This is a genomic window from Streptomyces sp. DSM 40750, from assembly GCF_024612035.1.
Lineage (GTDB): Bacteria > Actinomycetota > Actinomycetes > Streptomycetales > Streptomycetaceae > Streptomyces.
The window spans coordinates 10,840,444-10,865,066 of record NZ_CP102513.1; the positions used below are offsets into that span (position 1 = coordinate 10,840,444).

Below are 24,623 nucleotides of genomic sequence, written 5' to 3' on the forward strand. Positions count from 1 at the left end.
CCGTCCCCACCTGTCGGGAGGCCCGGCCCCCACACGGTTCCCGAAGCCACCGGAGGCGATGCCGGTTCTGCGAGGCGGTGGGGTCAGTGCGTTGGCAGCGGAGGTCGGGCCCGGTGAAGCGGATCGCGGCGCACATGCCGGACACGCGAGACAGGACGCGGGCGCCGACCTCGTCGCGCGGTGCCGGCCGGCGAGGTCCGGTGCCAGGTCGCGGACGGGCGGCTAGCTCGGGACGAGGTTCGCGTCGGGCATGCCGGGGGTGGCCACCGGTGCGCGTCGGTCATGAGATCGCTTCCACCGTCAGCCGCCGGGCACGGCGGTCGCGTTGGGCGATCGGATCGGGGACGGGGGCGGCTGCCACCAGGCGCCGGGTGTACTCGTGCTGCGGCTGGTCGCACACGTCGGTGCTGCGTCCCTCCTCGACGATGCGTCCCTGTTGCAGCACCAGCGTGCGCGCCGCGAACTCCTTGACGACAGCGAGGTCGTGCGTGATGAACAGATACGCGCACCCGAGCGTGTCCTGGAGTTCGGAGAGGAGATCCAGAGCGGCGGCCTGGGTGGTGACGTCGAGGGCGCTGGTGGGCTCGTCGCAGATGATGAGCTTGGGCTGTCGGGCGACTGCCCGGGCGATGGCGATGCGTTGGCGCTGACCTCCGCTGAACTGTGCCGGGTACCGGTCGGCCGCGTCCTCCGGCAGACCCACGCGGCGAAGCAGATCACCGATGTGATCGCGGACTTCGCCGCGTGAGCGGGTCGAACCGGCGAGCAGGGGTTCGGCCAGCGTCCGGCCCACGGGCAGCGCCGGGTTGAGGGATCCGTACGGATTCTGGAAGATCGCCTGGAGATCGGACGACAGCAGTCGGCGGGCACGGCCGGTGAGATGTGTGATGTCCCGCCCGTCGAGCAGCACGCGTCCGTCGCTGACCGGGGTCAGTCCCAGCACCGCTCTGCCGATGGTGGTCTTGCCCGAGCCGGACTCGCCCACGAGGGCGACCGTCTCGGCGTGACCGACCTCGAGCGACACGCTCTTGATGACGGTGGTCGGGGGCTTGCGGAAGCCACGGGTCGGGTAGCGGACCGCGAGGCCGTCCAACTGGAGTACGGGTGTTCCGCTCACGCGACCCTCCCTTCGGTTCGTGCGATGCTGGGCGTGCTTGCGATCAGCTTCTTCGTGTACGGGTGCCGGGGCCGGTAGAAGATGTCCTCGACCGGGCCCTCTTCGACGATCCGGCCGTGCTCCATCACGATCGCGCGGTCGCAGCTGTCGGCCACCACCCCCAGGTCGTGGGTGATCAGGATGATCGCCATGCCGTGCTCGTCGCGCAGCGACCGCAGCAGGTCCAGGATTCCCGCCTGAACCGTCACGTCCAGTGCCGTGGTGGGTTCGTCGGCGATCAGCACCTTCGGTGACCCGGCCAGTGCCATGGCGATGACGACGCGCTGGAGCATGCCGCCGGAGAGTTCGTGCGGGTGCCGGCGTACGACGTCGTCCGGATCGCGCAGGTGGACGCTGGTCAGCAACTCGCGGGTCCGCCGCCGTACGGCGTCCTTGCCGCCCGGCACGCCACCGGTGCGCCGGATGACCTCGGCCAACTGGGAGCCGATGGTGAAGTACGGGTCGAGAGCCACCATGGGTTCCTGTGACACCAGGGCGATCTCGCTGCCGCGGACCCGCTGCAGTTCCCGTTCCGGCAGGCCGGTGATCCGGGTACCGTCCAGCCAGGCGGAGCCACCTGTCACGGCCCCGTTCGGGGGAAGCAGCCCGAGCAGCGACAGCCCCGTCACGGTCTTTCCGCTGCCGGATTCGCCCACGAGACCGAAGATCTCACCGGGGCGCACGGTGAAGCCGATGGAGTCGACGACGTTGCGTGGCCCTTGTGCGGTGGCGAAGGCGATCGAGTAGTCGCGCACGGCGAGTACCGCTCCGGCCGACGGTGTGTCCGACGGCTCGGTGGCGTCCTGGGGGGCGGCTACGGGAACCGGCCGCCGCAGCCGGCCACCGGTGGCCTGCCGACGGTCCTGTTCGAGGTCGCGCAGCCCGTCGCCCACCAGCCCGAAGGAGAGGGACATGAGGCCGATCACGCCACCGGAGACGAACAGCAGGTACGAGTCCTGCTGCATGATCTGCGCGGCGTCTCCGACCATGCCGCCCCAGCTCGGGGCGGGCGCCGGGGTGGCCAGTCCGAGGAATCCCAGGCCGGTCTGGATGGCGAGGGCGGTGCCCGAGAAGAGGAAGACCGGGACCAGCAACTGACCTGTCAACCGGGGGAGAATATGTCGTGCCATGATCCGTACCGGGCCGAGCCCGGACACCCTGGCGGCGTCCACGAACAGTTCCTCGCGCAGCGCGAGGCATGAGCTGCGGATGATCCGGGCGAGGCCCGCGGAGGCGAAGAAGCCGAGCGTGAGCATGGCGGCGACGTTGCTCTGGTAGAAGATCGCTAGGACGGCGAGCGTGATGATGACCGCAGGAACCGAGAGCATGATGTCCAGCACGGCGACGATGACCCGGTCGGTCCAGCCGCGCAGGTAACCGGCCAGCATGCCCAGCGACATGCCGCAAACGGCGTAGACGAGTACGGCCAGCCCCACCCCGATCAGGGTCGGCCGTCCGCCGTGGAGCAGCCGGCTCAGGACGTCGCGGCCGAGGGCGTCGGTGCCCAGAGGATGGTCCGCCGACGGACCGGTCAGTGTGTGGAGCAGGTCCTGCGCCAGCGGCGGGTGCGATGCCAGCAGCGGGGCGAGGATCACGGCGACAGTGACCGCCAGGACCACGGCGAGCGCTGCGGCGGCGACAGGACGGTGCCATAGTCCGGCGAAGGGGTTGATCCTCGCCCGCGCTCGCGCCCTCGGGGGCGGCTCGACAGTGGTCATTCCGTACGTACCTTCGGGTTGAGGAGGCTGTAGAGGATGTCGACGAGAAGGTTCACCACGATCACCATGACCGTGAAGGTGATGGTGAGACCCTGTACGACCGGCAGATCGTGCTGATTGGTCGCTTCCACGACCGTGGTGCCGAGACCGGGCAGGGTGAAGACGTTCTCGATGAGGATCGTGCCGGGGATGAACGTGATCATCATGAGGCCGATCGTGGTCACCACCGGCAGTCCGCAGGCCCGCAGGGCGTGCTTCCAGACGATCGATGAAGGCCGGATGCCGGAGGCCCGCAGCGTTCTGATGTGGTCGAGGCCGAGGGTGGACAGCATCGCGTCGCGAGTGACCTTGGAGATGAAGGCGACACCACCGATCGAGAGAGCGACCACGGGCAGGACGAGGCCGGCTGCCCATTGCCCCGGCGACTCGGCGAACGGGGTGTATCCGGTGGCGGGGAAGAGCGCGAACTTGACGGCGAACACCGCGACGAGCAGCAGTGCGATCCAGAAGTTGGGCACCGCGCTGCCCAGCAGGGACACGATGTCGAACAGCTTGCGGCTGAACCGGCCGCGCGTCGCGCTGTACACGCCGAGCACGACACCGACCAGGCTCGCGAGCACGGTCCCCCCGATCACCAGCGCCAGGGTGACCGGCAGGCGTTGCCCGATCAGCCCCAGCACGGATTCGCCGGTGAACAGCGAGTCGCCGAGGTCACCGTGCAGGACGTCGCGGAGGTACAGCCAGTACTGCACGGCGACCGGCTGGTCGAGATGCATCGCGGCCTGCAGCGCGTCGTACTGCTCCTGCGTCGCGTTGATCCCGAGCACCGTTCGTGCCGGATCTCCCGGCACGAACGACTCGAGGAGGAAGGTGATCGCCGAGACGATCACAAGGAGCGGGATGGACAGCGCCAGCCTGCGGAGAATGATGGGAAACATCGGCCCTCGTCAGCGGGTGGTCCACGTGGTGTTCGAGATCAGCTGGGCGCCGCCCTCCGGGAACCGCACCCCTTGAAGCTTGGTGTTGTACAGGACGATCGTGTCGGCACCGGACACCGGCAGTGCGAGCGCCTTCCGCACGATCACATCGGTGAGATCCTTCGCTGCCGCCCCGCCGGCCTTCGCGTCCGACTTGGCGAGCCGGGCGTAGGCGGCATCGACGTCCGGGTCGGTCACGCCGAAGAGGTTCATGATGCCCGTCTTGGTGAAGCCCGCCTGCTGTGCGTAGAAGTTGGGCTCGCCACCCGTGCCGGGTGACAGCACGGTGGCCGCGTACTTCTTCGTGAGCAGGTCGTTGATCCAGGCGCCGAAGTTCGTGGCGGCCCTCAGCTTCAGCTTGACACCCACCTCGGCGAGCTGGGCCTGCACCGCCTGGACCATCTTGGTCGTCGAGGGGTCGAACGACCCGTAGTTCACCGGGATGGTCAGTCCCTTCCCGTAGCCCGCCGCCTTCAGCAGCTTCTTGGCCTTGGCCGGGTCGTAGGGGTACATCTTCTCGGCCGCGGCGCTGTAGCCGTCGTAGCCGGGCATCGCCGGCTGGGAGACCGGTGTGCCGAAGTCGCCGTAGACCGCCTTCGTGATCGCGGCACGATCGATGGCGTGGTTCAGCGCCTGCCGGACCCGCTCATCCGCCAGCCCCTTGACGACGGTGCCGTCACGGTCCAGGAGGAACAGACCCGCCCAGGTGGTGGGCTTCTTGACCGTGGTGAGCGACTTGTTGCCCGCGATGGTCGGCGCCACGTCGGGAGTGCCGAACATGAGGTCGATCTGCCCGGACTTCAGGGCCTGCACCTGTGAGTTGACGTTCGGCATCACCCGGACGGTGATCTTCTTGAAGTGGACGGCGGCCTTGTCATAGAAGTTCTTGTTCGGAACGTAGACGTAGTGGTCACCGGAGACCGACTGTTGGGGGCTGTACACGTACGGCCCGGCGCCGAAGGTCGCGGAGGCCAGCTTTTTCGGGTTCTTCAGCCCGGCCGGGCTGATGATGGCGCCGCCCATGTACGAGGGCGTGAACAGGGTGCCCATGTCGGGGTTGGGCGTCGGGCTGCTGATCACCACGGTCGAACTGTCCGGTGTGGAGAAGGTCAGGGGACGGTAGTAGGCGACGGTGGGTCCGCTGCCCTTCTGGAAGTACTTGAACGAGGTGACGACGTCGGCGGCGGTGATCGGGGTGCCGTCGGCGAACTTCACGCCCTTGCGCAGGTGGAGCTCGAACTTGGTGTTCTTCGTGCCGACGTAGCCCCACTTGTCGGCCAGCCCGGCCCCCAGGGTGCCGTCGGCCTTGCGGGTCAGCAGGGTCGCGTAGGCGGGATCCATGTAGTTCAGGAAGGGCCCGACGGCGATCTGGGCGGGGTCCAGGCTGTTGGGCGCCGAGGACAGGGCGATGGTCAGGTTCGCCGGGCCGGCGCCGGCGTCGCTGTCGCCGCTGGTCTGTCCGCCGCCGCAGGCGGCGAGCGCGAGCGACGCCACGACGCCGATCGAGGCCTGGAGTGCGGTTCTTCTCTTCATTGAGGGTCTCCGAGGTAGGGCAGGGTGATCAGAGGGAGCGGATCACGCGGCTCGCGAAGGGACGGCGAGGCGGACGGCAGGAAAGGAGTGTTTGCAAGTGTTCAGCAGGAGGCCAAGCGAGAACTGCCGCTGAAGCGGCTGGCGAATGATCCGGTGGCCGGACGGAACGCGTGAGCGGGCACGCGGCGCCGGGCCGGTTTCGGTGCGTCAGGCCGGCGGCAACCGGTGAGGGCGCGTGAGGTTGTCACAGCGTCCAGCGGATCGCCCGCGAACGAACCGGGCCCCCTTGAGGTCTTCCGGAGGATCACTCCGTCTCGTGGGTTCCGCAGGCCGTCTGCTTCAATGTCGGCGACCGGATGAGTCGGTACGGTGTCCCATCGCGCAACCTCGCATCATGGCTACTTTCCAGTAGCTATAACGTGTCGCTAACACGTTATAGTGGATGTCCGTAAACTAACTGTGTCTCCTGCGTTGCGCAAGAGGTTCGTGGAAGGTGGTCGTCGATGGCGCCGCGAAGCGGGAGAGTGACGAGTGCGGACGTGGCTCGGGAGGCCGGTGTGTCGCGGGCCACGGTGAGCTTCGTCCTCAACAACACCCAACATCAGAAGATCACCGACGCGACGCGACAGCGGGTCCTGGCGGCGGCCGAGAAACTCGGCTACGCCCCGTCGGCCGCGGCGCGCACCCTCCGGTACGGGCGTTCCGACGTGGTGCTCGGCCTGCTGCCCGACTGGCCGCTCGGCTATGCGGCGGGCCAGCTCATCCAGGAGCTGACGCTTGCGTTCGCGAAGCGCAATCTCACCTTCGTCGTTCACTCCGGTATCCGGGGCGCCCGCTCGCTGAGCGAGATCTGGAAGGCCCTCACACCGGCCGCCGTCCTGTCCTTCGAGCCGTTCTCCGAACCCGACGCGGCGGCGATGCGGGCCGTGGGCATCGAGGTGGTCGCCGCCCTGTACGACGGCCAAGGGCTCGGGTCGGACGAGAGCATCACCAGCGCGAACGCGATCGGTGCCGCGCAGGCCCGCCACCTGGCCGCCTCCCACCGACGACTGGGATACGCGTATCCGGACGACGAGCGTGTCGCCGTCTTCGCCAGGCCGCGCCTCGACGGTGTCCGCAAGGTGTGCGCCGAACTGGGGCTGCCCGAACCCGACGTCCGGACCATTCCGCTGACACCGAGGGACGCCGCCGACGCCGTGCGGTCCTGGCTCGCCGCCGATCCCCGAGTGACCGGCATCTGCGCGTTCAACGACGATGTGGCCATGAGCGTGCTGGCCGGTCTGCGCCACCTCGGCCTCGAAGCCCCTCGGGACATGGCGGTGATCGGCGTCGACAACAGCCCTGCCGCGGCGGTGTCCCATCCGCCGTTGACCAGCGTCGTCCAGGACCTCCCCGGGATCGCCGAGCTGTACGCGGACTCGGTGTGGGCCGCGCTCGACGGCGCGCCCGCCTCCCCGAACCGGGTGGAACCGCACATCCGGCTGGAGGTGCGCGACTCGGCGTGACGGCCTGAGCCGTCGCGGCTCAGGCCCGCCGCAGGCGTGGTCGGCAATGGCAGGGTCCGCCGCCGGCCACCGCGGTTTCGACGTGCCCGTAGGTACGCCTGCTGTCCCTGCCCAGACGCCACGGAAGGCGGCCATGATGCCCCTCGACCCCTATCTCGCGGAGAGGCTGCACCTCGTCTCCGGCCTCACGTTCGCCGATCTCGCCGACCCGGGCGCCCTGTCGCGGTTCGGCGAGTTCATGCGGGACCCGAAGGAATGGACCCAGCCCGACGTCGTGGTGGACAACCGTGAGACAGCCGGTCCTCATGGCCCGGTGCCGGTCAGGACGTACACCCCCCGGCACCCCGGTTCCACGGCCGTCCTGTGGGTGCACGGCGGCGGTTTCCTCGGCGGCGACCTCGACATGCCCGAGGCACACGTCGTCGCGGCCGAACTGGCGGCGCGGGCCGGGGCCGTGGTGGTCTCCGTCGACTACAGGTTGGCCAACGGCGGCGTCCACTACCCGGTCCCGGTGGACGACGTGTGCGCCGCGTGGCGGTGGCTCAGGACCGAGCTGGCAGCCGACGCCGAGGTCGTGGCTCTCGGCGGGGCGAGCGCGGGCGCGGCGCTGGCCCTTGCCGCAGCCCTCCGGGACCGTGACGAGGCACTGCGGCCGGCCGATCTCCTCCTGCTCGCCTACCCGTTCGCGCACTTCCCCGTCCCGGCTCTCGAGACCGCCACAGCCGCCGACATGACGGCCCTGCCCCCGACGATGCGGTTCACCACGGCGGACATCGAGTTCATGGTGCGGAACTACGTCGGCCGCCTCACCGACCTCCCGCGCGACGCACTGCCCGGCGCGGCCCCGCTGCACGGCCTCCCGCCGGTTCACGTGCTGGTCTCCGAATACGACGACCTCCGGCCGTCGGCCGAACTCCTGGCACGGCAGTTGACGGCATCCGAGGTCGAGGTCAGGACCTATCTGGCCGCCGGTATGCCGCACGGCCACCTCAACCGGACCCCGGCTCTCGCCGAGGTCGACCGCTCACTCGACTTCTTCGCCGACGCCCTGCGGTGAGGCGGCGCGGCGGCGCTGACCTGAACGGTTGGGCGAGCTGCGCCATGCGGTACGCGCTGCATGGCGCATGGGAGGGAGCGGCCCGCTGCGTGTCAGGGAGCAGCGGGCCGCCGTCTGTGAGCCCCGTTTCCGGGACCGGGGGTGAGGAGATCCGAGGCCGACAGGCTCCGGTTACGCCTCGCTCATCCTCATGAGCCGCTCCAGCGTCTCGTCCGGAATCGGCTTGGGGAGGAACCCGAGGAACTGACGCATCGCCATGGACGACAATCCGCCAGGCGCAGCGCGCCTTCGTTCCCCTCCAGGACCTCGTCGGACTGTTCCGAGCTGAGCCCGGACGTCATCGCCACGGTGAGGGCAGGGCCGACGGCGGGGTGAGCGAACCACTCGCCGGCGGTTGAGCCGAGGGTGAGCGGTCGCCACACACTGTCGCCCTTCAGGGAGCAGTGCGGTCTTCTCGGCGAGGCCAGTTCGGCTGCGCGGTGATCGTGGGGGGTCGCCATCGTGCGGATCCTTGGGTGGGTGGCGGTCAGGAACGGGTGACCGGACGCAGGGACACGAGGTGGCTGCCGGATCCGAGTCGGTCGATGGCCTCCGCACCGCGCCAGCCCTCGGGAGCGCTGAACCGTCCGGTGGTGCCGGGCGGCAGAACGGCCTTCACCGTGAGGGCGTCGTCACCGATCGACCACGCGACGGACGCGGTGCCGTACGGAGTGGCGATCGAGGCCTCGGCGGACGTGAGTGTGCCTCCGGGGCGGGGAGCGATCTCGATCGTGCGATAGCCGGGATCGACGGGGCGCAGACCTGCGACAGACCGGTAGAGCCACGCGGCGACCGCGCCGTAGGCGTAGTGGTTGAACGACAGCATCGTGCCCGCCTTCTCGACGTCGATGGTGCCGTCGGGGCGTATCGCGTCCCACCGCTCCCACATGGTGGTGGCGCCCTGGGCGACCTGGTACAGCCAGCCCGGACACTCGGGGTTGAGCAGCAACTCGTACGCCTCGGCCGTGTGGCCCGTGCTGCTGAGGGCGGGCAGCACGAACGGTGTGCCCAGGAACCCCGTGGCGATACGTCCGCCGTTGGCGCGCACCAGACTCGCGAGGGCCTTGCCCACGTCGGCGCGCTCGGTGGCCGGCGCGATGCCGAATTCCAGGGCGAGCGCGCAGCCCGTCTGCGTGGTGCGGGCGTGGTCGCCCCACTCGCGCCAGGCGGCCTCGGCGGTGCGCCGGTGCAGGGCCGCGTACCGGTCGACATCGTCCGCGTGGCCCAGTTCACGGGCCGCGTCGGCGAGCAGACGGGCGCTGTGCGCGACGAAGGCGGTGGCGACATAGGCGGAGTCGGTGGTGGCACGGGCCGGGTCCTCGGGTGGCGCGGCCGGGTCGAGCCAGTCACCGAGCTGGGCGTTGCCGCTCCAGGTCCCGTCCTCGGCCAGATGATCGACGGTGAACTCGACCCAGGCGCGCATCGCCGCGTAGTGGCGGCCCAGCATGCCGGGCCGGCCGTAGGCGTCGAAGAGGGCGGCCGGTACGACGGTGGCGGCGTCGCCCCAGCCCGCAGCGGTACCGGCGAACGGCAGATCGGCCGGCGGCAGCTCGCCGAGCGGTACATCGGGGATCACCATCGGGACCGCGCCGTCCGGCCGCTGCTCGACACGGAGATCGGTGAGCCAGCTGTCGAGGAAGGCGGCGCTGTCGAAGGTGGCGCACGCGGTGGGGGCGAAGGCCATGATGTCCCCGGTCCAGCCGAGCCGTTCGTCGCGCTGCGGGCAGTCCGTGGGCACGGCGAGGAAGTTGCCGCGCTGGGAGCGTACGACGTTGGCGTACAGCGTGTTCACGCGCTCGTCGGAGCAGTGGAAATCGCCGATGCGACGCAGGTCGCTGGCCACCACGTCGACCTCGACCGCCTCGACGGTCACGCCAGGGGAGGTGACGATCTCGGCGTACCGGAAGCCGTGGAAGGTGAACTCCGGTCTCAGATCGGCCCTGTCCCCGGCCAAGGTGTACTGGTCGGTGGCGCGGGCGCCGCGCAGGATGCTCGTCAGCAGGCGGCCGTCGCCGTCGAGAACCTCGGCATGCCGGACGGTGACGGTGCTTCCCGGCGGGCCGTCGACGCGGAGCCTGAGCCAGCCGGTGATGTTCTCGCCCGCGTCGACGGCGATCGTGCCGTCGGGCAGGGTCTGTTGCTCGGGCCGGATGACCTGTACGACACGTACGGGTGGGTGCGCCCGCTGCGTCAGCCCTTGGGGGAGGGGGAGTGGGGTGACCGGTTCCCAGTCGTGGTCGACGAAGCCGGGCAGTTGCCAGCCGTCGGGCTCGTGGCGGAGGTCCCGTTCGCAGCCGTCGTACAGGTCCGCTGCCAGCAGGTCGCCGTAACCGCCTCTCCAGTGGTCGTCGGTGGCGACCATGACGCTGCTGCCGTCGGCCAGGGTGACTTCGAGCTGGGCGAGCACAGCCGTCGTGTCGCCGTAGACGTCGCGGTTCTTGTGCCAGGTGAGATGGCCGCGGTACCAGCCGTCACCGACCGCGGCGGAGAGGGCGTTCGGGCCGGGGACGAGGAGGCCGGTGACGTCGTAGGTGGCGTAGAGAAGTCGGTTGGGGTAGCTGGTCCAGCCCGGCTCCAGCAGCTCGTCGGAGACGGGACGGCCGTTGACCGCGGTGCGGTGCACGCCCAGTGAGGTCACGTACAGCCGCGCGGACACCGGCTCCGCCGGGAGGCTGAACTCCCGGCGGAGCAACGGCACGGGGCCGGGGGAGGTACGGCCCCGGTCACTGGGCAGATGGACGGGGCGGGCGACCCAGTCCGTGTCGTCGAGCAGCGCGGCCTCCACACGGGCCGGTTCACTCCATGCGGTCCACCCGAGGTCGGTGCGGACACGGACACGCCAGTACCGGACCTCGCGGCTGCTCAGCGGTTCGGCCGGCCACGGGTGATCGGTCACCACGTCGGACTCGACCTCGCCGCTGGACGCGGTGTCGCGGAAGGACCTCTCGGTCGACACCTGGATCTCGTAGGCGTGTTGCAGGACGTCCGGCCTGTCGCTCGTCAGTGACCACGACAGGCGGGGATCGGGGTACGGGGTGGCCACGAGACCGGAGTCGTCCGCGGTGTGCAGCCCGACGACCGACGTCGCGGTGTCCATCGCGTGGAGTGCCGTAAGGCTCGACGTCTTCATCGCTGGAGGTGCCTCCGGAGGAATCGCAGCGTGGACTGGTGCAGCGCGGTGCGGTGCGGGATGGAACCCCAGGCGTGATCCGCGCCCTCGACGATCTCCAGATCCGCGTTGCCGTTGTAGTGATCCAGGTAGCGGCGCACGTACTCGAGAGGTGCGACGTCGTCCTTGTCACCGTGCAGGATGTGGACCGGGCCGGTGTACACGCTGGACCGCCCGTAGACATCGAGACCGGCGATGTCCTCGACGAGGGCGGGGCTCATCCGGTGACCATCGGCGTCGATGTAGCCCTTCTCCGCGATCTCCGGTGCGAAACTGCGGCCTTTGAGGTAGCCCCTTCCGATCTCGAAGGGGGCGACGGCGGCCGGGGACCACAGGCACAGGGCGCTGATCCCGGGCTCTTCGGCTGCCGTGATGCCGGCGACCACGCCGCCCATGCTCATCCCGACCAGGCCGATCCGGTCGGGGTCGACGAAGTCGAGGGCCCGGACCGCCTGGAGGATCGCGCGGGTTTCGGCGATCTCGCCGGTGATGGTCACATCGAAGAAGTCGCCGTCGCTCTCCCCGTGGCCCGAGAGGTCGAACCGTACCGAGGCGATGCCGTTGTCGTGCAACAGCCGGGACATGGCGACGAAGTTCGGCAGTTCGATCCGGTTGGAGGTGAAGCCGTGGACGAACACCACGGTCGGACGGCGGGTTCCGGTCGGCCCTTCGGGGACGTGCAGCGTGGAGCGCAGCGTCAGGCCGTGGTGACGGAAGTCGTGATGGCGGATCAAGGAGCAGCCTTTACGGTGGTCTCGATTACGGGAGCGCTGCTCGGGCCGGCGGACTCCTCGGGCCGGGTGGCGTGGGGCAGGCGCGGCACCCAGACCAGGCCGATCACCGCCGCTACCAATGTGGCGCCGAGGAGCAGGCCGAAGAACAGCCCGGTGTGGCCCAGGGCGAAGGCCGGGGTGCCGAGCGCGGCAAGCCCGGCGATGGCCCGGGTGAAGGCCATGGTCACGCCGGTCGCGGTGGCCCGCAGCAGGGTGGGGAAGAGTTCCTGGGACCAGATCTTGTAGATGGACTCACCGGCGAAGGAGTTGCCGAGGCCGGAGACGAGCATGACGGCGACCAGGGTGAACCTGCCGGGTCCGAGCAGGGCCGGCAGTGCCCAGGCGATGACGATCAGGGCGGTGCCCGCGGCGAACCAGGCGTGCCTGGCCGGGCGGTCGACCACGCGCATGAACACCAGGCCGGCCACGAAGCCCACCGGAAGTCCGAGGAGGGTCAGCCGCGAGTACTGCGCGACCTCTCCCTCGGCCAGAGCGGTCCACAGGAACGTGCCGAACTGACCGAGGGTGTTCGCGCCGAGGTTCCAGGTGGCGTAGTAGAGCCCCGTCGCGAGCAGGGCGTAGAGGGTCGGCCCCCGGAAGAGATCGCGGATATGGCTGAACTGGATGGTCTCGGCGGCGTTCGTGTGTGCGTCGGCGGCCTGGCGAGCGGCGGCCCACTCGGCCGACTCGCGGAGGGTGAGGCGCAGGAGCAGCACGATGACCGCCACGGCCAGCAGGTGGGCGAAGAGGATGCGGCCGCCGAGCATGCCCTGCGCTCCCATGAAGGAGCTCAGCATCAGCACGGCCACGATGCCGGCGAGCCAGAGCATGCTGGAGAAGACCACCATGGTGCCCTTCTTGCCGGCCGGTGCTTCCTCGTTGACCAGTGCGAGCGACACCGGGAGGTCCGCGCCGATGGCCAGGCCCGTGACCACGACACCGGCGTACAGCAGAGCGGGGTCCGCCGCCACGAGGAGCAGCAGGACACCGACCGCGTAGAGGATCAGCGAGAGGGTGAAGACCGCCCTGCGGCCGAATCGGTCGCCCAGCCGGCCGCCGAACAGTGCGCCGACGGCGAAGGCCAGAGTCTGCAGTCCCAGCAGGGAGCCGATGGTCTCGGGGCTGAGTTGGAGGGGTGCGGCATAGTAGCCGGCGATGGCGATGCCCGACGTCACCAGAGCGGCGGCGTCCAGGTAGGAGGCCATGCCGGCGAGCGTCGCGGTCTTCCAGGGGTTGCTCGTGCTGTCTTTCAGGCCAGACATGGGTCCTCTTCGTTGACTACCGGAGACGGGGAGGGTGGGGGACCTGAAGCGTGGCACCTGGGGAGAGTTGCCGGATTCTGCTACAGAGCGTTACTTAATCGCGCCACTTAAACGTGTAGGTTGACTGAGCGGGTAAGCTAGCCCGCACTCGCGGGGTTTGGCAAGAGGTCCGTCAGAGGGTGGGATGCATGGCCGGGACGTCCAGAGGCAGACGGGTGACCAGCGGGGATGTCGCACGGGAGGCCGGTGTCTCGCGCGCGACGGTGAGCTACGTCCTCAACGACACCCCGCACCAGAAGATCGCCGAGGCTACCCGCCGCCGGGTGTGGGACGCCGCTGTCCGGCTCGGCTACGCGCCCTCGGCCGCGGCGCGCGCACTACGGACGGGGCGTTCGGACATCGTGCTCGGTGTGCTGCCGGACTGGCCGATCCAGCATGTACTCGGACGGCTCATCCAACAGCTGACCAACGCCTTCGCCGAACACGAGCTCACCTTCCTCGTGCACTCCTCGGCGCAGCCCGCCCGGCCCCTGCGGGAGATCTGGCGGGCCCTGACACCCGCCGCGGTACTCGCCCTGAGCGAGTTCCCCGAGGCCGAAGCCGAGGCCATGCGGGCGGCGGGCATCGAGGTCGTCATGGCGATGCACGGCTCGGCGCGGGACGCCCGATCACCCTTGGTGTCCGAGGAACCGATCGGCGCGATGCAGGCCCGCCATCTCGCCGGCTCGCACCGCAGGCTCGGCTACGCCTACCCGGACCTGCCGCGACTCGACGTCCTGGCCCAGCCGCGACTGGACGGGGTCCGCAAGGTCTGCGCCGAACACGGCCTTCCGGAGCCCGATGTCCGGACCGTCCCGCTGGACCTGGACGGTGCCATGGAAGCGGTGAAGGCATGGCTCGCGGCCGACCCGCCGGTGACGGGCGTCTGCGCGTTCAACGACGACATCGCCATGGCGGTCCTGCTGGCCGTGCAGTCCCTCGGGCTGCGGGCTCCGCACGACCTCGCCGTGATCGGTGTCGACGACATCCCGAGCTCGGCTCTGCTGCGACCGTCGCTGACCACGGTCGTCCGCGACACCGACACCCTCGCGCGGGGTCTTGCCCGCCGCGTCGTCGACGCCCTCGATCGGGTCGACGCCCCCGATCGGACGGAGCTTCCCGTCGGCCCCGTCGAGGATGCGCTTCGGGTGGAAGCGCGGGACTCCGCCTGACCGGCTCCTCCGCCGTCTCACCGTCCCCTCCAACTCACGGACCCGCGCGGCCTCGAAGAAACGAGCGTAGGTGCCTGGACCGTACGACCGCGTAAGCCGGGGCCTCGGCCTGCTCCCCCCTCCGCAGACGCCGCTCTTTCCTCGCGGACCCGGCGCCCGACGAACAGACATCCCCACCGCACGGATTCGTCGCGTCGCGATGCCCCTTCAACCGGGCCGCGAGCTTCGATGATCAACCCCCAGGAGGTTCACATGACCACGCCCCCTCCCCCCCCCCTTCGACCCGGAGTTGGCCGCCGCCCTGGTGGAACTCGGTGACCAGGCGCCGACCACGGCGACCCCGGACGACATCCCCGCGGCGAGAGAGCGGTTCAACGGCGGGATTCCCCTCATGACGGACGACGAACTGAGCTGTGGCGGGCTCTTGGAGATACAGGAGCGGGCGGTGCCCGGCCCGCCGGGCGCACCGGACGTCTCCCTGCTGATCTGTCGCCCCGCCCACGGGGCTGAACCACGGCCGATCGTGTACTTCACGCACCCCGGGGGCATGGTCCTCGGCACCAACCGGCTGGGCCTTCCCCTCGACTGGGCTCAGGAACTGGACCTGGTCGTGGTGTCGGTGGAATACCGGCTCGCCCCCGAGCATCCGCACCCGGCGCCGGTCGAGGACTGCTACGCCGGTCTGCTGTGGACGGCGGAACACGCCAAGGAGATCGGCGGCGATCCGGACCGCATCATCCTGGCCGGGGGCAGCGCGGGCGGCGGACTCGCCGCGGCCCTCGCACTCCTCGCCCGCGACCGCCAGGGCCCCCGCCCCATCGGCCAGCTCCTGACGTGCCCGATGCTCGACGACCGCAACGACACACTGTCCGCCCACCAGATGACCGGGCTCGGCGTATGGGACCGCACCGCCAACGAGACCGGCTGGAACGCGCTGTTGGGCGAGGCACGTGGCACCGACGACGTCTCACCGTACGCCGCGCCGGCTCGCGCGGACGACCTCTCCGACCTGCCTCCCGCCTTCATCGACGTCGGCTCCGCGGAGACCTTCCGCGACGAGGACGTCACCTACGCCTCCAGGATCTGGCAGGCAGGAGGCAGCGCCGAACTGCATGTCTGGCCGGGCGGCTTCCACGGGTTCGACGGCTTCGTGCCGCAGGCGGCACTCTCGGTCGACGCCCGTGCGGCCCGTCTGCGGTGGCTGCGACGACTGCTGGGGGAGTGACGGCGGAGCTGACGAGTCCGGTCCGAGGTTTTCTCGGCCGGACCGTGGACATGGCGTCGTTGAGGGCCGCGGCGGAGCGGTGCCGGTAGGACTCAGGCCGGGATCGGTGCCGCCCCGTCGCCGTCTTCTGTGAAGCCGAGATCATGGATCCTCGCGGTGCCCGGAGCGGGGCTTCCTTTCTCCACTCGGACTGCGGCCGGCCCTGGTTCAGGCGTCGTAGGTGTGGAAGCCGCGTCCGCTCTTTCGGCCGAGGTGACCCGCGGCGACCATGCGGCGCAGGAGTGCGGGCGGTGCGTACAGCGGCTCCTTGTACTCCTCGTACATCGACTCGGCCACGGCCTGGGCGGTGTCGAGGCCGATGAGGTCGAGCAGGCGCAACGGCCCCATGGGGTGGGCGCATCCGAGTTCCATGCCCCGGTCGATGTCCTCCGGCTGCGCGGAGCACGACTCCACCATCCGGACCGCGCTGAGCAGGTAGGGAACGAGGAGGGCGTTGACGACGAAGCCGGAACGGTCGGGCGCCTGGATGGCCTGTTTGCCCAACTGCTCGGCGAAGCCGCGGGTGCGGTCCACGGTGTCCGCGCTGGTGATGAGGGTGGGAATGACCTCGACCAGCCGCTGCACGGGCACCGGATTGAAGAAGTGCATGCCGATGACCTGCGCGGGCCGCTCGGTGACGACGGCGAGATCGACGACGGGGATCGAGGAGGTGTTGGTGGCCAGGACCGCCGAAGGGTCTTCGACCGCCTTGTCCAGGGTGCGCAGGACGTCGGCCTTGATGTCGCGGTTCTCGGCGACGGCCTCGATGACGAACTGGCGGTCGGCCATGTCGCTGAGGTCGTGGGTGAAGGAAAGCCTGGCGAGGGCCTGGTCGCGCTGCTCCTCGCCGAGCTTGCCACGCCGTACGCCTCGGTCGAGGGAGGCGGTGAGCCGGCGGCGGCCTGCCTCGACCGCGTCCGGTGTGGCCTCGGCGACGCGGACGTCGATGCCGCCGCGGGCGGCGACTTCGGCGATGCCGGAGCCCATGAGGCCGCAACCGACAATGCCGAGGCGGGTAACGGGATCCATCTGAGGTCCTATCTGATGAGTCGCTGCGGGGTGGATTCCGGGGCTGGGTCAGACGTTTCGGCGGTATTGGCCGCCCACCTCGAAGAAGGCTTCGGTGATCTCCTGAAGTGAGCAGACCCGGGTGGCGTCCATGAGGACGGCGAAGACGTTGCCGCCGCTCGTCGCCGCGTCCTTGAGAGCGGCCAGGGCATGGTGGGCCTGGTCGCGGTGGCGAGTCCGGAAGGCCCGCACGCGCTCCAGCTGGGACTGCTTCTCCGTCTCGGTGGCCCGGGCGAGTTCCAGCTCCGGGGGCCGGCTGTCGCCTCCGGGGCGGAGGAAGGTGTTGACGCCGATGATGGGCAGTGTGCCGTCGTGCTTACGCTGCTCGTACAGCATCGACTCGTCCTGGATACGGCCCCGCTGGTAGCCGGTCTCCATCGCGCCCAGCACACCACCGCGCTCGCTGATGCGCTCGAACTCCTGGAGGACGGCCTCCTCCACCAGATCGGTGAGTTCGTCGATGACGAACGATCCCTGCAGGGGGTTCTCGTTCATCGCCAGGCCCCACTCGCGGTTGATGACGAGCTGGATCGCCAGCGCCCGCCGTACCGACTCCTCGGACGGGGTGGTGACGGCCTCGTCGTAGGCGTTGGTGTGCAGCGAGTTGGCGTTGTCGTAGATGGCCGTGAGGGCCTGCAGGGTGGTGCGGATGTCGTTGAAGTCCATCTCCTGGGCGTGCAGGGAGCGTCCGGAGGTCTGGACGTGGTACTTCAGCTTCTGGCTGCGTTCGCCCGCGCCGTACTTCTCCTTCATCGCGACGGCCCAGATACGGCGGGCGACTCGGCCGAGGACGGAGTACTCGGGGTCCATGCCGTTGGAGAAGAAGAACGACAGGTTCGGGGCGAAGTCGTCGATGCGCATGCCCCGGGCGAGGTAGGCCTCGACGTAGGTGAAGCCGTTGGCGAGGGTGAAGGCGAGCTGGTTGATGGGGTTCGCACCGGCTTCGGCGATGTGGTAGCCGGAAATGGACACGGAGTAGAAGTTGCGGACCTTGTGGGCGATGAACCACTCCTGGATGTCGGCCATCATCCGCAGGGAGAACTCGGTGGAGAACAGACAGGTGTTCTGGCCCTGGTCCTCCTTGAGGATGTCGGCCTGCACGGTGCCGCGCACGGTGGCGAGCGCGTGGGCCCGCAGCTCGGCCGCCTCCTCGGGCGAGGGGTCCCGGCCCTCGGCGGTTCGGAACCCTTCCATCTGCTGGTCGATGGTGGTGTTGAGGAAGAACGCCAGGATGGTCGGCGCGGGTCCGTTGATGGTCATGGAGACCGAGGTCGTGGGCGAGATCAGGTCGAAGCCGTCGTAGAGCGCCTTCATGTCCGCCAGCGTGGCCACCGATACTCCGGACGTGCCGACCTTGCCGTAGATGTCGGGGCGTTCGTCCGGGTCACGGCCGTAGAGGGTGACCGAGTCGAAGGCGGTGGACAGGCGGGTGGCCGGTTGGCCCTCGGAGAGCAGCTTGAAGCGGCGGTTCGTACGGTACGGATCGCCCTCACCGGCGAACATCCGCGCCGGGTCCTCGCCGTCGCGCTTGAAGGGGAACACCCCGGCCGTGAAGGGGAAGTGGCCGGGCAGGTTCTCCCCGCGCCAGAACCGCACCAGCTCCCCGTGGTCGGTGAAGCGGGGCAGGGCGACGCGCGGGACCTTGCTGCCGGACAGGGACTCGCGGGTCAGCCTGGTGCGGATCTCCTTGTCCCGGACCTTCACCACCTGCTCGTCTCCGGAGTAGGAGGCGATGACGGCGGGCCAGTTCGCGATCTGCTCCGTGATGTGGTGCGGGAGCTGCTCGCGGGCGCCCCGAAGGAGCGACCGCACGTTGGCCGCGTCGGAGTCGGCCGCGACGAGTTCGGCGCTGACCGTCTCCAGGCGCTGCACCCGCCTTGCCGCTTCGGCCAGGTGGCCGGTCTCGGCGTGGTACGCGCGGACGGTGTCGGTGATCTCGGCGAGGTAGCGCACCCGGTCCGCGGGCACCACCTGCCGGATGCCGGAGGAGTGGCGCACGCCGGCCGGTGTCAGCGCGCCCTCGGACAGTGGCAGCCCCTTCTCGGCCAGCCCGGCCTTGAGGTGCTGGTAGAGCGCGGTGACACCGTCGTCGTTGAAGGTCGCCGCCGACGTGCCGTACACCGGCATGTCCTCGGGCCGCATGCCGAACGCCTCGCGGTTACGGATCAGTTGGCGGCCCACGTCGCGCAGCGCGTCGTGCGCGCCGCGCCGCTCGAACTTGTTGATCGCCACGACGTCGGCGAAGTCGAGCATGTCGATCTTCTCCAACTGCGAGGCGGCACCGAACTCCGGTGTCATCACATACAGCGAGGTGTCGACGTACGGCACGATCGCGGCGTCTCCCTGGCCGATGCCCGGTGTCTCCACGATCACCAGGTCGAATCCGGCGGCCTTGACCACGTCGATGACGTCGGACAGGTGCTCGGGCAGCTCGTGGCTGCCACGGGTGGCCAGGCTCCGGAAGAAGACCCGGTTCCCGTCGAGGGAGTTCATGCGGATCCGGTCACCGAGCAGTGCCCCGCCGCCGCGGCGGCGGGTCGGGTCGACCGCGAGCACCGCGATGCGCAGCTTGTCCTGCTGGTCGACGCGGAAGCGGCGCACCAGTTCATCGGTGAGAGAGGACTTTCCGGAGCCGCCGGTGCCGGTGATGCCGAGCACCGGCATGACCCGTGCCGCGGCGGCGGCACGCAGTTGCTCCAGGAGATCCGGGGGCAGCTTGCCCAGTTCCGCGCCGGTGATGGCGCGGGCGATCGCGAAGCGGTCGCCGGCGAGTACGGCGGCGGCGTCGGTCGGCTTGCCGTCCCAGAGGTCGAAGTCGCAGTCCTCCACGACCGAGTTGACCATCCCGGCGAGGCCCATCCGCTGGCCGTCCTCGGGGGAGAAGATGGTCACCCCGCTGTTCCGTAGCCGGGTGATCTCCTCGGGCACGATGACGCCGCCTCCGCCGCCCACCACGCGGATGTGGTCGGCTCCCCGCGCACGCAGTGACTCGACCAGGTACTCGAAGTACTCCACGTGCCCGCCCTGGTACGACGAGACGGCGACACCGTGGGCGTCCTCCTCCAACGCCGCGTCCACGACCTCCCGCACCGACCGGTTGTGTCCGAGGTGGATCACCTCGGCGCCCTGGGACTGGAAGATCCGCCGCATGATGTTGATCGACGCGTCATGCCCGTCGAACAGAGCCGAAGCCGTGACCAGGCGGACAGGATGCGCGGGTCGGTGCAGATCGCTCATGGGGGGCCTTCCCGGACAGGGCGGGGGGACTGCTGACGGAATGGATACTAGGACGTCCTAGTAAAATACTGGGAGTGATCGCCGTCACAGATCGAGGACCAGGCGGGGCCCGCACGAGCGGGAGACGCAGATGAGCATGGTGTCTCCTGCGGCCCGTTCGTCCTCGGTCAGCAGCGAGTCGCGGTGGTCGGGCCTGCCGTCGAGTACGTCGGTCTCGCAGGTGCCGCACGTGCCTTCCCGGCAGGAGAAGTTCACCGCGACGCCGGCCTCCTCCACGGTTTCGAGCACCGAACGGTCCGGCGGCACGGTGAGGGTGAGCCCGGAGCGGGCGAGCTCCAGCTCGAAGGCCCCGGTCGGGCCGGTCGCGGCCGTCCGTACCGGGGCGAACCGTTCGACGCCCAACGTGCCGGGCGGCCAGCCCGCGCACTGCTCCTGGACCGCCCGCAACAAGGGTTCGGGACCACAGGCGTGCACCAGGGTGCCCTCCTCGGGCACGCCGAGGTGGGCGGCGAGGTCCAGCAGGCCGTACTCGTCCTGCGGACGGATGAGCACGCGGTCCCCGTGCGGGACGAGGCGGTCCAGGAACGCCATGGAGGTACGGGTGCGGCCGCCGTACAGCAGACTCCAGTCGGCCCCAGCGGCCTCGGCGGCCTCGACCATGGGAAGGATGGGGGTGATGCCGACCCCGCCGGCGATGAACAGATGGCGGGCGGCGGGGCGCAGCGGGAAGTTGTTCCGCGGTCCGCGGACCCGCACGGTGGTGCCCTCGCGCAGGTGGTCGTGGACGTACGCGGAGCCGCCGCGGCCCTGCGGCTCACGCAGCACGGCGATCTGCCAGGCCCCGCGTTCAGCCGGGTCTCCGCACAGGGAGTACTGGCGGATCAGACCGCCGCCGTCGCTGCCGTCTTCGCCGTCCAGGAGTACGTCGATGTGGGCGCCCGGTGTCCAGGCGGCGAGCGTCCCGCCGTCGGGTCGGCGCAGGGTGAGGGAGACGACGCCGTCGGCGGCGGGGACACGGGTCGCCACGACAAGGGTCGTGTCGACCGGGGGCAGTTGATCGTTCATGGTGGTTCGGCTCCGGGGTTCAGTCCTGCGTCGGCACATGCAGCAACAGCGCGTCGCCCTGGCCGCCGCCCCCGCACAGGGCCGCCGCTCCGCTGCCGCCTCCGCGCCGCCGCAGTTCCGCCGCGAGAGTCAGCACCAGCCGGGCTCCGGTCATGCCGACCGGGTGCCCGAGCGCGATCGCTCCGCCGTTGACGTTCACCTTGTCCAGCGGGATGCCCAGCTCCCGTACGGAAGCCAGAGCCACTCCGGCGAACGCCTCGTTGATCTCGAACAGGTCCAGGTCGGCGGTCTTGAGCCGGCCGTCCCGGGACAGGGCGTCGCGGACCGCGCCGGCCGGCTGGACGAGCAGCGAGGGGTCGGGGCCCGCGACCGTGCCGTAGGCGCCGATCTCGGCGAGCGGGGACAGGCCCTCGCGCCGGGCGCGCTCCGCGCTCATCACGACGACGGCCGCGGCGCCGTCCGAGAGCTGTGAGGAGTTGCCCGCGGTGATGGTGCCGGCGGTGGAGAAGGCCGGCTTCAGGCGCCCCAGGCTCTCGGCGGTGCTGCCCGGCCGTACGCCCTCGTCGGTGTCCACCACCGTCTCGCCCCGGCGTCCCGCCACGGTGACGGGGGCGATCTCCCCGGTGAACGCGCCCGACTCCTGCGCCTCGGCGGCCCGTTGATGGGACAGTGCGCTGTACTCGTCCTGCTCCTCACGGGTCAGGGCGAACGGCCGCTGGTGGCGCTCGGTGGCCGCGCCCATGGAGACGCCGTCGAAGGCGCAGACGAGGGCGTCGCGGTCGAGGGCGTCCTCCGCCGCCGCCGAACCGTACTTCCAGCCGGTGCGAGCCCCGCGCAGCAGGTGCGGGGCGCCCGACATGGACTCCATGCCACCGGCGACGACCACCTCGTGACGGCCGGAGGCGATCATGAGGTCGGCCAGGGCGATGGCGTGCAGACCGGACAGGCAGAGCTTGTTGACGGTGCTCGCGGGGACGGAGAAGGGAATGCCGGCGCGGATCGCGGCCTGCCGTGCCGGGTTGGGACCGGCCCCGGCCTGGACGACGTGGCCCATGACGACGGCTTCCACGGCCGCCGGGTCCAGGCGGACGGCGGTCAGTGCCGCGCCGATGGCGTGGGCGCCGAGGTCGACCGCGGACACGGTGCTCAGGGCACCCATCAGCCTGCCGATGGGAGTTCTCGCTCCGGCGACGATGACGGATCCGGGCATGGCCGGGACCTCCTGGGGAGTGGGACGGGGTCAGGCGACCGCGTCGACGGCGCGATCGGCGATCATGTGGGCCGTCTCGTTCACGGAGTGCGGAACGATCCGGCCGCCGGGCATGCGCCGAACCCGGCTGACGGACGTGTAGTCGGGGTGGAACCAGAACATCGTGGGCAGGCCGAGCACCGTCGCCAGATAGGTGTTGGTGATGCCGCCGTGGCACACGGCCGCGACCCGCCCGCCGGGATGGGCGTCGAGGATGGTGTCCATGGCCCGCACGGCTCGCGCGCGAAAGGCGTCCCAGTCCAGATCGGGCACGAAGTCCTCGTAGCGGCCCTCGGCGAGCGCCGCCGCCCGGGGATCGTCGGTGCCGATCTGCTCCGGTGGCGTATAGGGCTGAGTCACGTCGGTGTCCCACTCGCGCAGGTCGTCGAGGACGGTGGCGGTCATGCCGGTGAGCCGTTCCAGAGGTGCCACGGTCTCGCGGGCCCGCCGGAACGGGCTCACGTACAGCGCGTCGAGGCCCTCGTGCCCGAGCCAGGCGGCGAGGCGCTCGGCCTGAGCGGTGCCCTCCGGCGACAGCCCCGGGTCGAACACGCCCGCCAGGGGGAGGCCGTGCCGGATGAGGAGGAGTTCGGTCATGGATGGTCCTTCGTACGTATGAGGGGAGGGCGGGCGGGTCGGCTCAGCCGGCGATGGTCCGTTCCGAGCTCCAGTAGGGGCGGCGCATCGCGCGTTTGTCGAGCTTGCCCATCGCGTTGCGCAGCAGCTCGGGAACGAACTCGTACGACTTCGGGCACTTGTGGGTGGCGAGGCGCTCGCGGCAGAACCGGTCCAGCTCGTCGGCCGGCGGCTCGTCCCCCGTCACCACGACCAGCGCCCGCAGCGACTCGCCGAAGTCCGGGTCGGGCACACCGATGACCGCGATCTCGGCGACCGCCGGGTGCTGCCGCAGTACGGCCTCGCTCTCGGCCGGGTAGAGGTTGACCCCGCCGGAGACCACGACGTCCGCGGCCCGGTCGGTGATGAAGATGTAGCCGTCTCCGTCGACGTAGCCGATGTCGCCGAGCGTGAAGACGCCGGGGGAGAGATAGGCGGACCTGGTCTTGTCCGGGTCCGCGTGGTAGCGGACGCCCTGGTCCTCGGGTGCCCGGAAGGCCAGCAGCCCGCGCTCGCCGGGCGGCAGCGGTCGGCCGTCGTCATCGGTGACCAGGACCTCGAACGGGGGCCGGACGCGCCCGACCGAGCCCGGGTGCGCCAGCCACTCCTCGCTGCTGATGCGGGCCACGGTTCCCGCTTCGCTGGCCCCGTACGACTCGGTCAGCACCGGACCGAACCACTCGATCATGGCTCGCTTCACGTCCGGCGGACACGCGGAGCCGGTGTGGGAGACCTGCCGCAGGCTGGAGACGTCGTACCGGGCGCGGACCTCTTCGGGGAGGGCGAGCAGCCGTTGGAAGTGGGTGGGCACCATCACCGTCGAGGAGACCCGCCACTTCCGTACCCGGCTGAGGAACGTCTCCGCGTCGTATCGGCCGAGGACGACCACCGGCTCACCGGCCGCCAGGTGCCGCAGGGAGGTCAGTGGTGCGTTGTGCTGCAGGGGGCCGCACACCAGGTGCGCGCCCGGCGGGAATCCGGGCCGGGCGGCCATCGCGGCGAGGTAGGCGGAGCTGTCGGCGACCGGGCCGTTCACCCAGCGCACCTCGGTGCCGCGCGCCCGTCCGGTGGTTCCCGAGGTGTAGACGAGCGGAGGCCGGGCGGGCCGGTCCGTCGGGACCTCCCGCCCGGCGGCCGCGGCCGCCAGCCACAGGTCCCAGTCGAAGGCGTGCCCGACCGCCGGGGTGCCGTGCAGTACCAGCGGCAGGCCCAGTTCCCGGGCCGCGTCGAGGGCGGCACCGCCACCGGCGGGGCCGGCGATGATCCCGGTCACGCCCGCGTCGATGATCTGGTCGACGAGCTCGCCCGACGTGAGGTTCCGGGACGTGGCCACTGTCCCCACTCCGGCGCGCAGGCCCGCCAGATGGGCCACCAGTGTCGGGATCGCGTTGTCGCCGAGGACGGCGACCCGGTCGTCGGGGCCGGGCGCGAACTCCAGCAGCCGTGCCGACGCCCGGGCCACCTGGTCGGCGAGGCCGGACCAGGACAGCACGCCCAGGTCGTCCGCCAGGGCGGGCTCGTCGGGTGTCTCCTGGGCGCGACGGTCGAGTGGCAGCAGCGACATGGCTCCTCCGGCGGCTCCTGGGGCCCTCACCCGATTCGAGGGGAGAGGGGATGCGGAGACTGTAGCGTTTATCAAGAAAGTACGGAACACTCTGATCCCCAGATGAGCCATTCCCGCATGGCTCAGCGGTCAGGGAGGCCTACCTCCCGATCCCCGTTACT

At 70.3% G+C, this 24,623-nt stretch carries 17 protein-coding genes; 4 read left to right on the forward strand and 13 right to left on the reverse strand.

The window, feature by feature from the left end; translation table 11 throughout:
- Positions 1-280: 280 nt before the first annotated feature.
- The 4 genes from JIX55_RS47375 to JIX55_RS47390 are packed head-to-tail and all read right to left on the reverse strand — an operon-like array spanning position 281 to position 5,384.
- The gene (locus JIX55_RS47375; protein WP_257561710.1) at positions 281-1,117 is read right to left on the reverse strand and encodes an ABC transporter ATP-binding protein; all 837 of its coding nucleotides are present in this window, start codon (positions 1,115-1,117) and stop codon (positions 281-283) included.
- Positions 1,114-2,874, reverse strand: coding sequence for a dipeptide/oligopeptide/nickel ABC transporter permease/ATP-binding protein (locus tag JIX55_RS47380; protein WP_257561709.1), 1,761 nt, complete (start codon positions 2,872-2,874; stop codon positions 1,114-1,116). Before JIX55_RS47380 ends, JIX55_RS47375 begins: the two co-directional genes overlap by 4 nt.
- Positions 2,871-3,812, reverse strand: a complete 942-nt coding sequence (locus JIX55_RS47385) for an ABC transporter permease (protein ID WP_257561708.1) — start codon at positions 3,810-3,812, stop codon at positions 2,871-2,873. The genes JIX55_RS47380 and JIX55_RS47385 overlap by 4 nt, the downstream gene beginning before the upstream one ends.
- Positions 3,813-3,821: 9 nt before the next feature.
- Positions 3,822-5,384 (reverse strand): ABC transporter substrate-binding protein, encoded by a 1,563-nt coding sequence (locus tag JIX55_RS47390; protein WP_257561707.1) that lies wholly within the window; start codon positions 5,382-5,384, stop codon positions 3,822-3,824.
- A 503-nt stretch (positions 5,385-5,887) separates the two neighbouring features.
- Between JIX55_RS47390 and JIX55_RS47395 the strand changes: the two genes are divergently transcribed.
- Positions 5,888-6,889, forward strand: a complete 1,002-nt coding sequence (locus JIX55_RS47395) for a LacI family DNA-binding transcriptional regulator (protein ID WP_257561706.1) — start codon at positions 5,888-5,890, stop codon at positions 6,887-6,889.
- Positions 6,890-7,022: 133 nt separating this feature from the next.
- Complete coding sequence (locus JIX55_RS47400; protein ID WP_257561705.1) at positions 7,023-7,946, forward strand: alpha/beta hydrolase fold domain-containing protein; 924 nt, start codon at positions 7,023-7,025, stop codon at positions 7,944-7,946.
- 526 nt (positions 7,947-8,472) lie between these two features.
- Here the strand turns inward: JIX55_RS47400 and JIX55_RS47405 are convergent.
- The 3 genes from JIX55_RS47405 to JIX55_RS47415 are packed head-to-tail and all read right to left on the reverse strand — an operon-like array spanning position 8,473 to position 13,189.
- On the reverse strand, positions 8,473-11,082 hold the full coding sequence (locus tag JIX55_RS47405; RefSeq protein ID WP_257561704.1) for an alpha-L-rhamnosidase: 2,610 nt from the start codon (positions 11,080-11,082) through the stop codon (positions 8,473-8,475).
- A gap of 29 nt (positions 11,083-11,111) precedes the next feature.
- Complete coding sequence (locus JIX55_RS47410) at positions 11,112-11,888, reverse strand: alpha/beta hydrolase family protein (RefSeq protein WP_257561703.1); 777 nt, start codon at positions 11,886-11,888, stop codon at positions 11,112-11,114.
- Positions 11,885-13,189, reverse strand: coding sequence for an MFS transporter (locus tag JIX55_RS47415; RefSeq protein ID WP_257561702.1), 1,305 nt, complete (start codon positions 13,187-13,189; stop codon positions 11,885-11,887). The genes JIX55_RS47410 and JIX55_RS47415 overlap by 4 nt, the downstream gene beginning before the upstream one ends.
- 188 nt (positions 13,190-13,377) lie before the next feature.
- On the opposite strand from JIX55_RS47415, the gene JIX55_RS47420 reads away from it, so the two are divergent.
- Together JIX55_RS47420 and JIX55_RS47425 are read left to right on the forward strand one after the other, a co-directional pair.
- Positions 13,378-14,400: a LacI family DNA-binding transcriptional regulator gene (locus JIX55_RS47420; RefSeq protein WP_257561701.1), complete on the forward strand. Its 1,023-nt coding sequence runs from the start codon at positions 13,378-13,380 to the stop codon at positions 14,398-14,400.
- A 289-nt stretch (positions 14,401-14,689) separates the two neighbouring features.
- Complete coding sequence (locus tag JIX55_RS47425) at positions 14,690-15,625, forward strand: alpha/beta hydrolase (RefSeq protein WP_257569153.1); 936 nt, start codon at positions 14,690-14,692, stop codon at positions 15,623-15,625.
- A 207-nt stretch (positions 15,626-15,832) separates the two neighbouring features.
- Here the strand turns inward: JIX55_RS47425 and JIX55_RS47430 are convergent, their stop codons facing one another.
- The 6 genes from JIX55_RS47430 to JIX55_RS47455 all read right to left on the reverse strand — a co-directional run bounded on the left by JIX55_RS47430 (position 15,833) and on the right by JIX55_RS47455 (position 24,462).
- Positions 15,833-16,693 carry a 3-hydroxybutyryl-CoA dehydrogenase gene (locus tag JIX55_RS47430; RefSeq protein WP_257561699.1) on the reverse strand — a complete coding sequence of 287 codons (861 nt, stop codon included), beginning with the start codon at positions 16,691-16,693 and terminating at the stop codon, positions 15,833-15,835.
- 48 nt (positions 16,694-16,741) lie between these two features.
- Complete coding sequence (icmF, locus tag JIX55_RS47435) at positions 16,742-19,969, reverse strand: fused isobutyryl-CoA mutase/GTPase IcmF (protein WP_257561698.1); 3,228 nt, start codon at positions 19,967-19,969, stop codon at positions 16,742-16,744.
- Positions 19,970-20,053: 84 nt separating this feature from the next.
- The gene (locus tag JIX55_RS47440) at positions 20,054-21,034 is read right to left on the reverse strand and encodes a PDR/VanB family oxidoreductase (protein ID WP_257561697.1); all 981 of its coding nucleotides are present in this window, start codon (positions 21,032-21,034) and stop codon (positions 20,054-20,056) included.
- A gap of 19 nt (positions 21,035-21,053) precedes the next feature.
- Positions 21,054-22,244 (reverse strand): acetyl-CoA C-acyltransferase, encoded by a 1,191-nt coding sequence (locus tag JIX55_RS47445; RefSeq protein ID WP_257561696.1) that lies wholly within the window; start codon positions 22,242-22,244, stop codon positions 21,054-21,056.
- 30 nt (positions 22,245-22,274) lie between these two features.
- Positions 22,275-22,880: a histidine phosphatase family protein gene (locus tag JIX55_RS47450; RefSeq protein ID WP_257561695.1), complete on the reverse strand. Its 606-nt coding sequence runs from the start codon at positions 22,878-22,880 to the stop codon at positions 22,275-22,277.
- Between the two features lie 43 nt (positions 22,881-22,923).
- On the reverse strand, positions 22,924-24,462 hold the full coding sequence (locus JIX55_RS47455) for an AMP-binding protein (protein WP_257561694.1): 1,539 nt from the start codon (positions 24,460-24,462) through the stop codon (positions 22,924-22,926).
- Positions 24,463-24,623 lie beyond the last annotated feature (161 nt).

Bases quoted from the DNA above. Each gene is read 5' to 3' on its own strand.
- JIX55_RS47380 (WP_257561709.1), bottom strand. From the start codon at position 2,874: ATGACCACTGTCGAGCCGCCCCCGAGGGCGCGAGCGCGGGCGAGGATC.
- JIX55_RS47385 (WP_257561708.1), bottom strand. From the start codon at position 3,812: ATGTTTCCCATCATTCTCCGCAGGCTGGCGCTGTCCATCCCGCTCCTT.
- JIX55_RS47390 (WP_257561707.1), bottom strand. From the start codon at position 5,384: ATGAAGAGAAGAACCGCACTCCAGGCCTCGATCGGCGTCGTGGCGTCG.
- JIX55_RS47395 (WP_257561706.1), top strand. From the start codon at position 5,888: ATGGCGCCGCGAAGCGGGAGAGTGACGAGTGCGGACGTGGCTCGGGAG.
- JIX55_RS47400 (WP_257561705.1), top strand. From the start codon at position 7,023: ATGATGCCCCTCGACCCCTATCTCGCGGAGAGGCTGCACCTCGTCTCC.
- JIX55_RS47405 (WP_257561704.1), bottom strand. From the start codon at position 11,082: ATGGACACCGCGACGTCGGTCGTCGGGCTGCACACCGCGGACGACTCC.
- JIX55_RS47415 (WP_257561702.1), bottom strand. From the start codon at position 13,189: ATGTCTGGCCTGAAAGACAGCACGAGCAACCCCTGGAAGACCGCGACG.
- JIX55_RS47420 (WP_257561701.1), top strand. From the start codon at position 13,378: ATGGCCGGGACGTCCAGAGGCAGACGGGTGACCAGCGGGGATGTCGCA.
- JIX55_RS47430 (WP_257561699.1), bottom strand. From the start codon at position 16,693: ATGGATCCCGTTACCCGCCTCGGCATTGTCGGTTGCGGCCTCATGGGC.
- icmF (WP_257561698.1), bottom strand. From the start codon at position 19,969: ATGAGCGATCTGCACCGACCCGCGCATCCTGTCCGCCTGGTCACGGCT.
- JIX55_RS47440 (WP_257561697.1), bottom strand. From the start codon at position 21,034: ATGAACGATCAACTGCCCCCGGTCGACACGACCCTTGTCGTGGCGACC.
- JIX55_RS47445 (WP_257561696.1), bottom strand. From the start codon at position 22,244: ATGCCCGGATCCGTCATCGTCGCCGGAGCGAGAACTCCCATCGGCAGG.
- JIX55_RS47450 (WP_257561695.1), bottom strand. From the start codon at position 22,880: ATGACCGAACTCCTCCTCATCCGGCACGGCCTCCCCCTGGCGGGCGTG.
- JIX55_RS47455 (WP_257561694.1), bottom strand. From the start codon at position 24,462: ATGTCGCTGCTGCCACTCGACCGTCGCGCCCAGGAGACACCCGACGAG.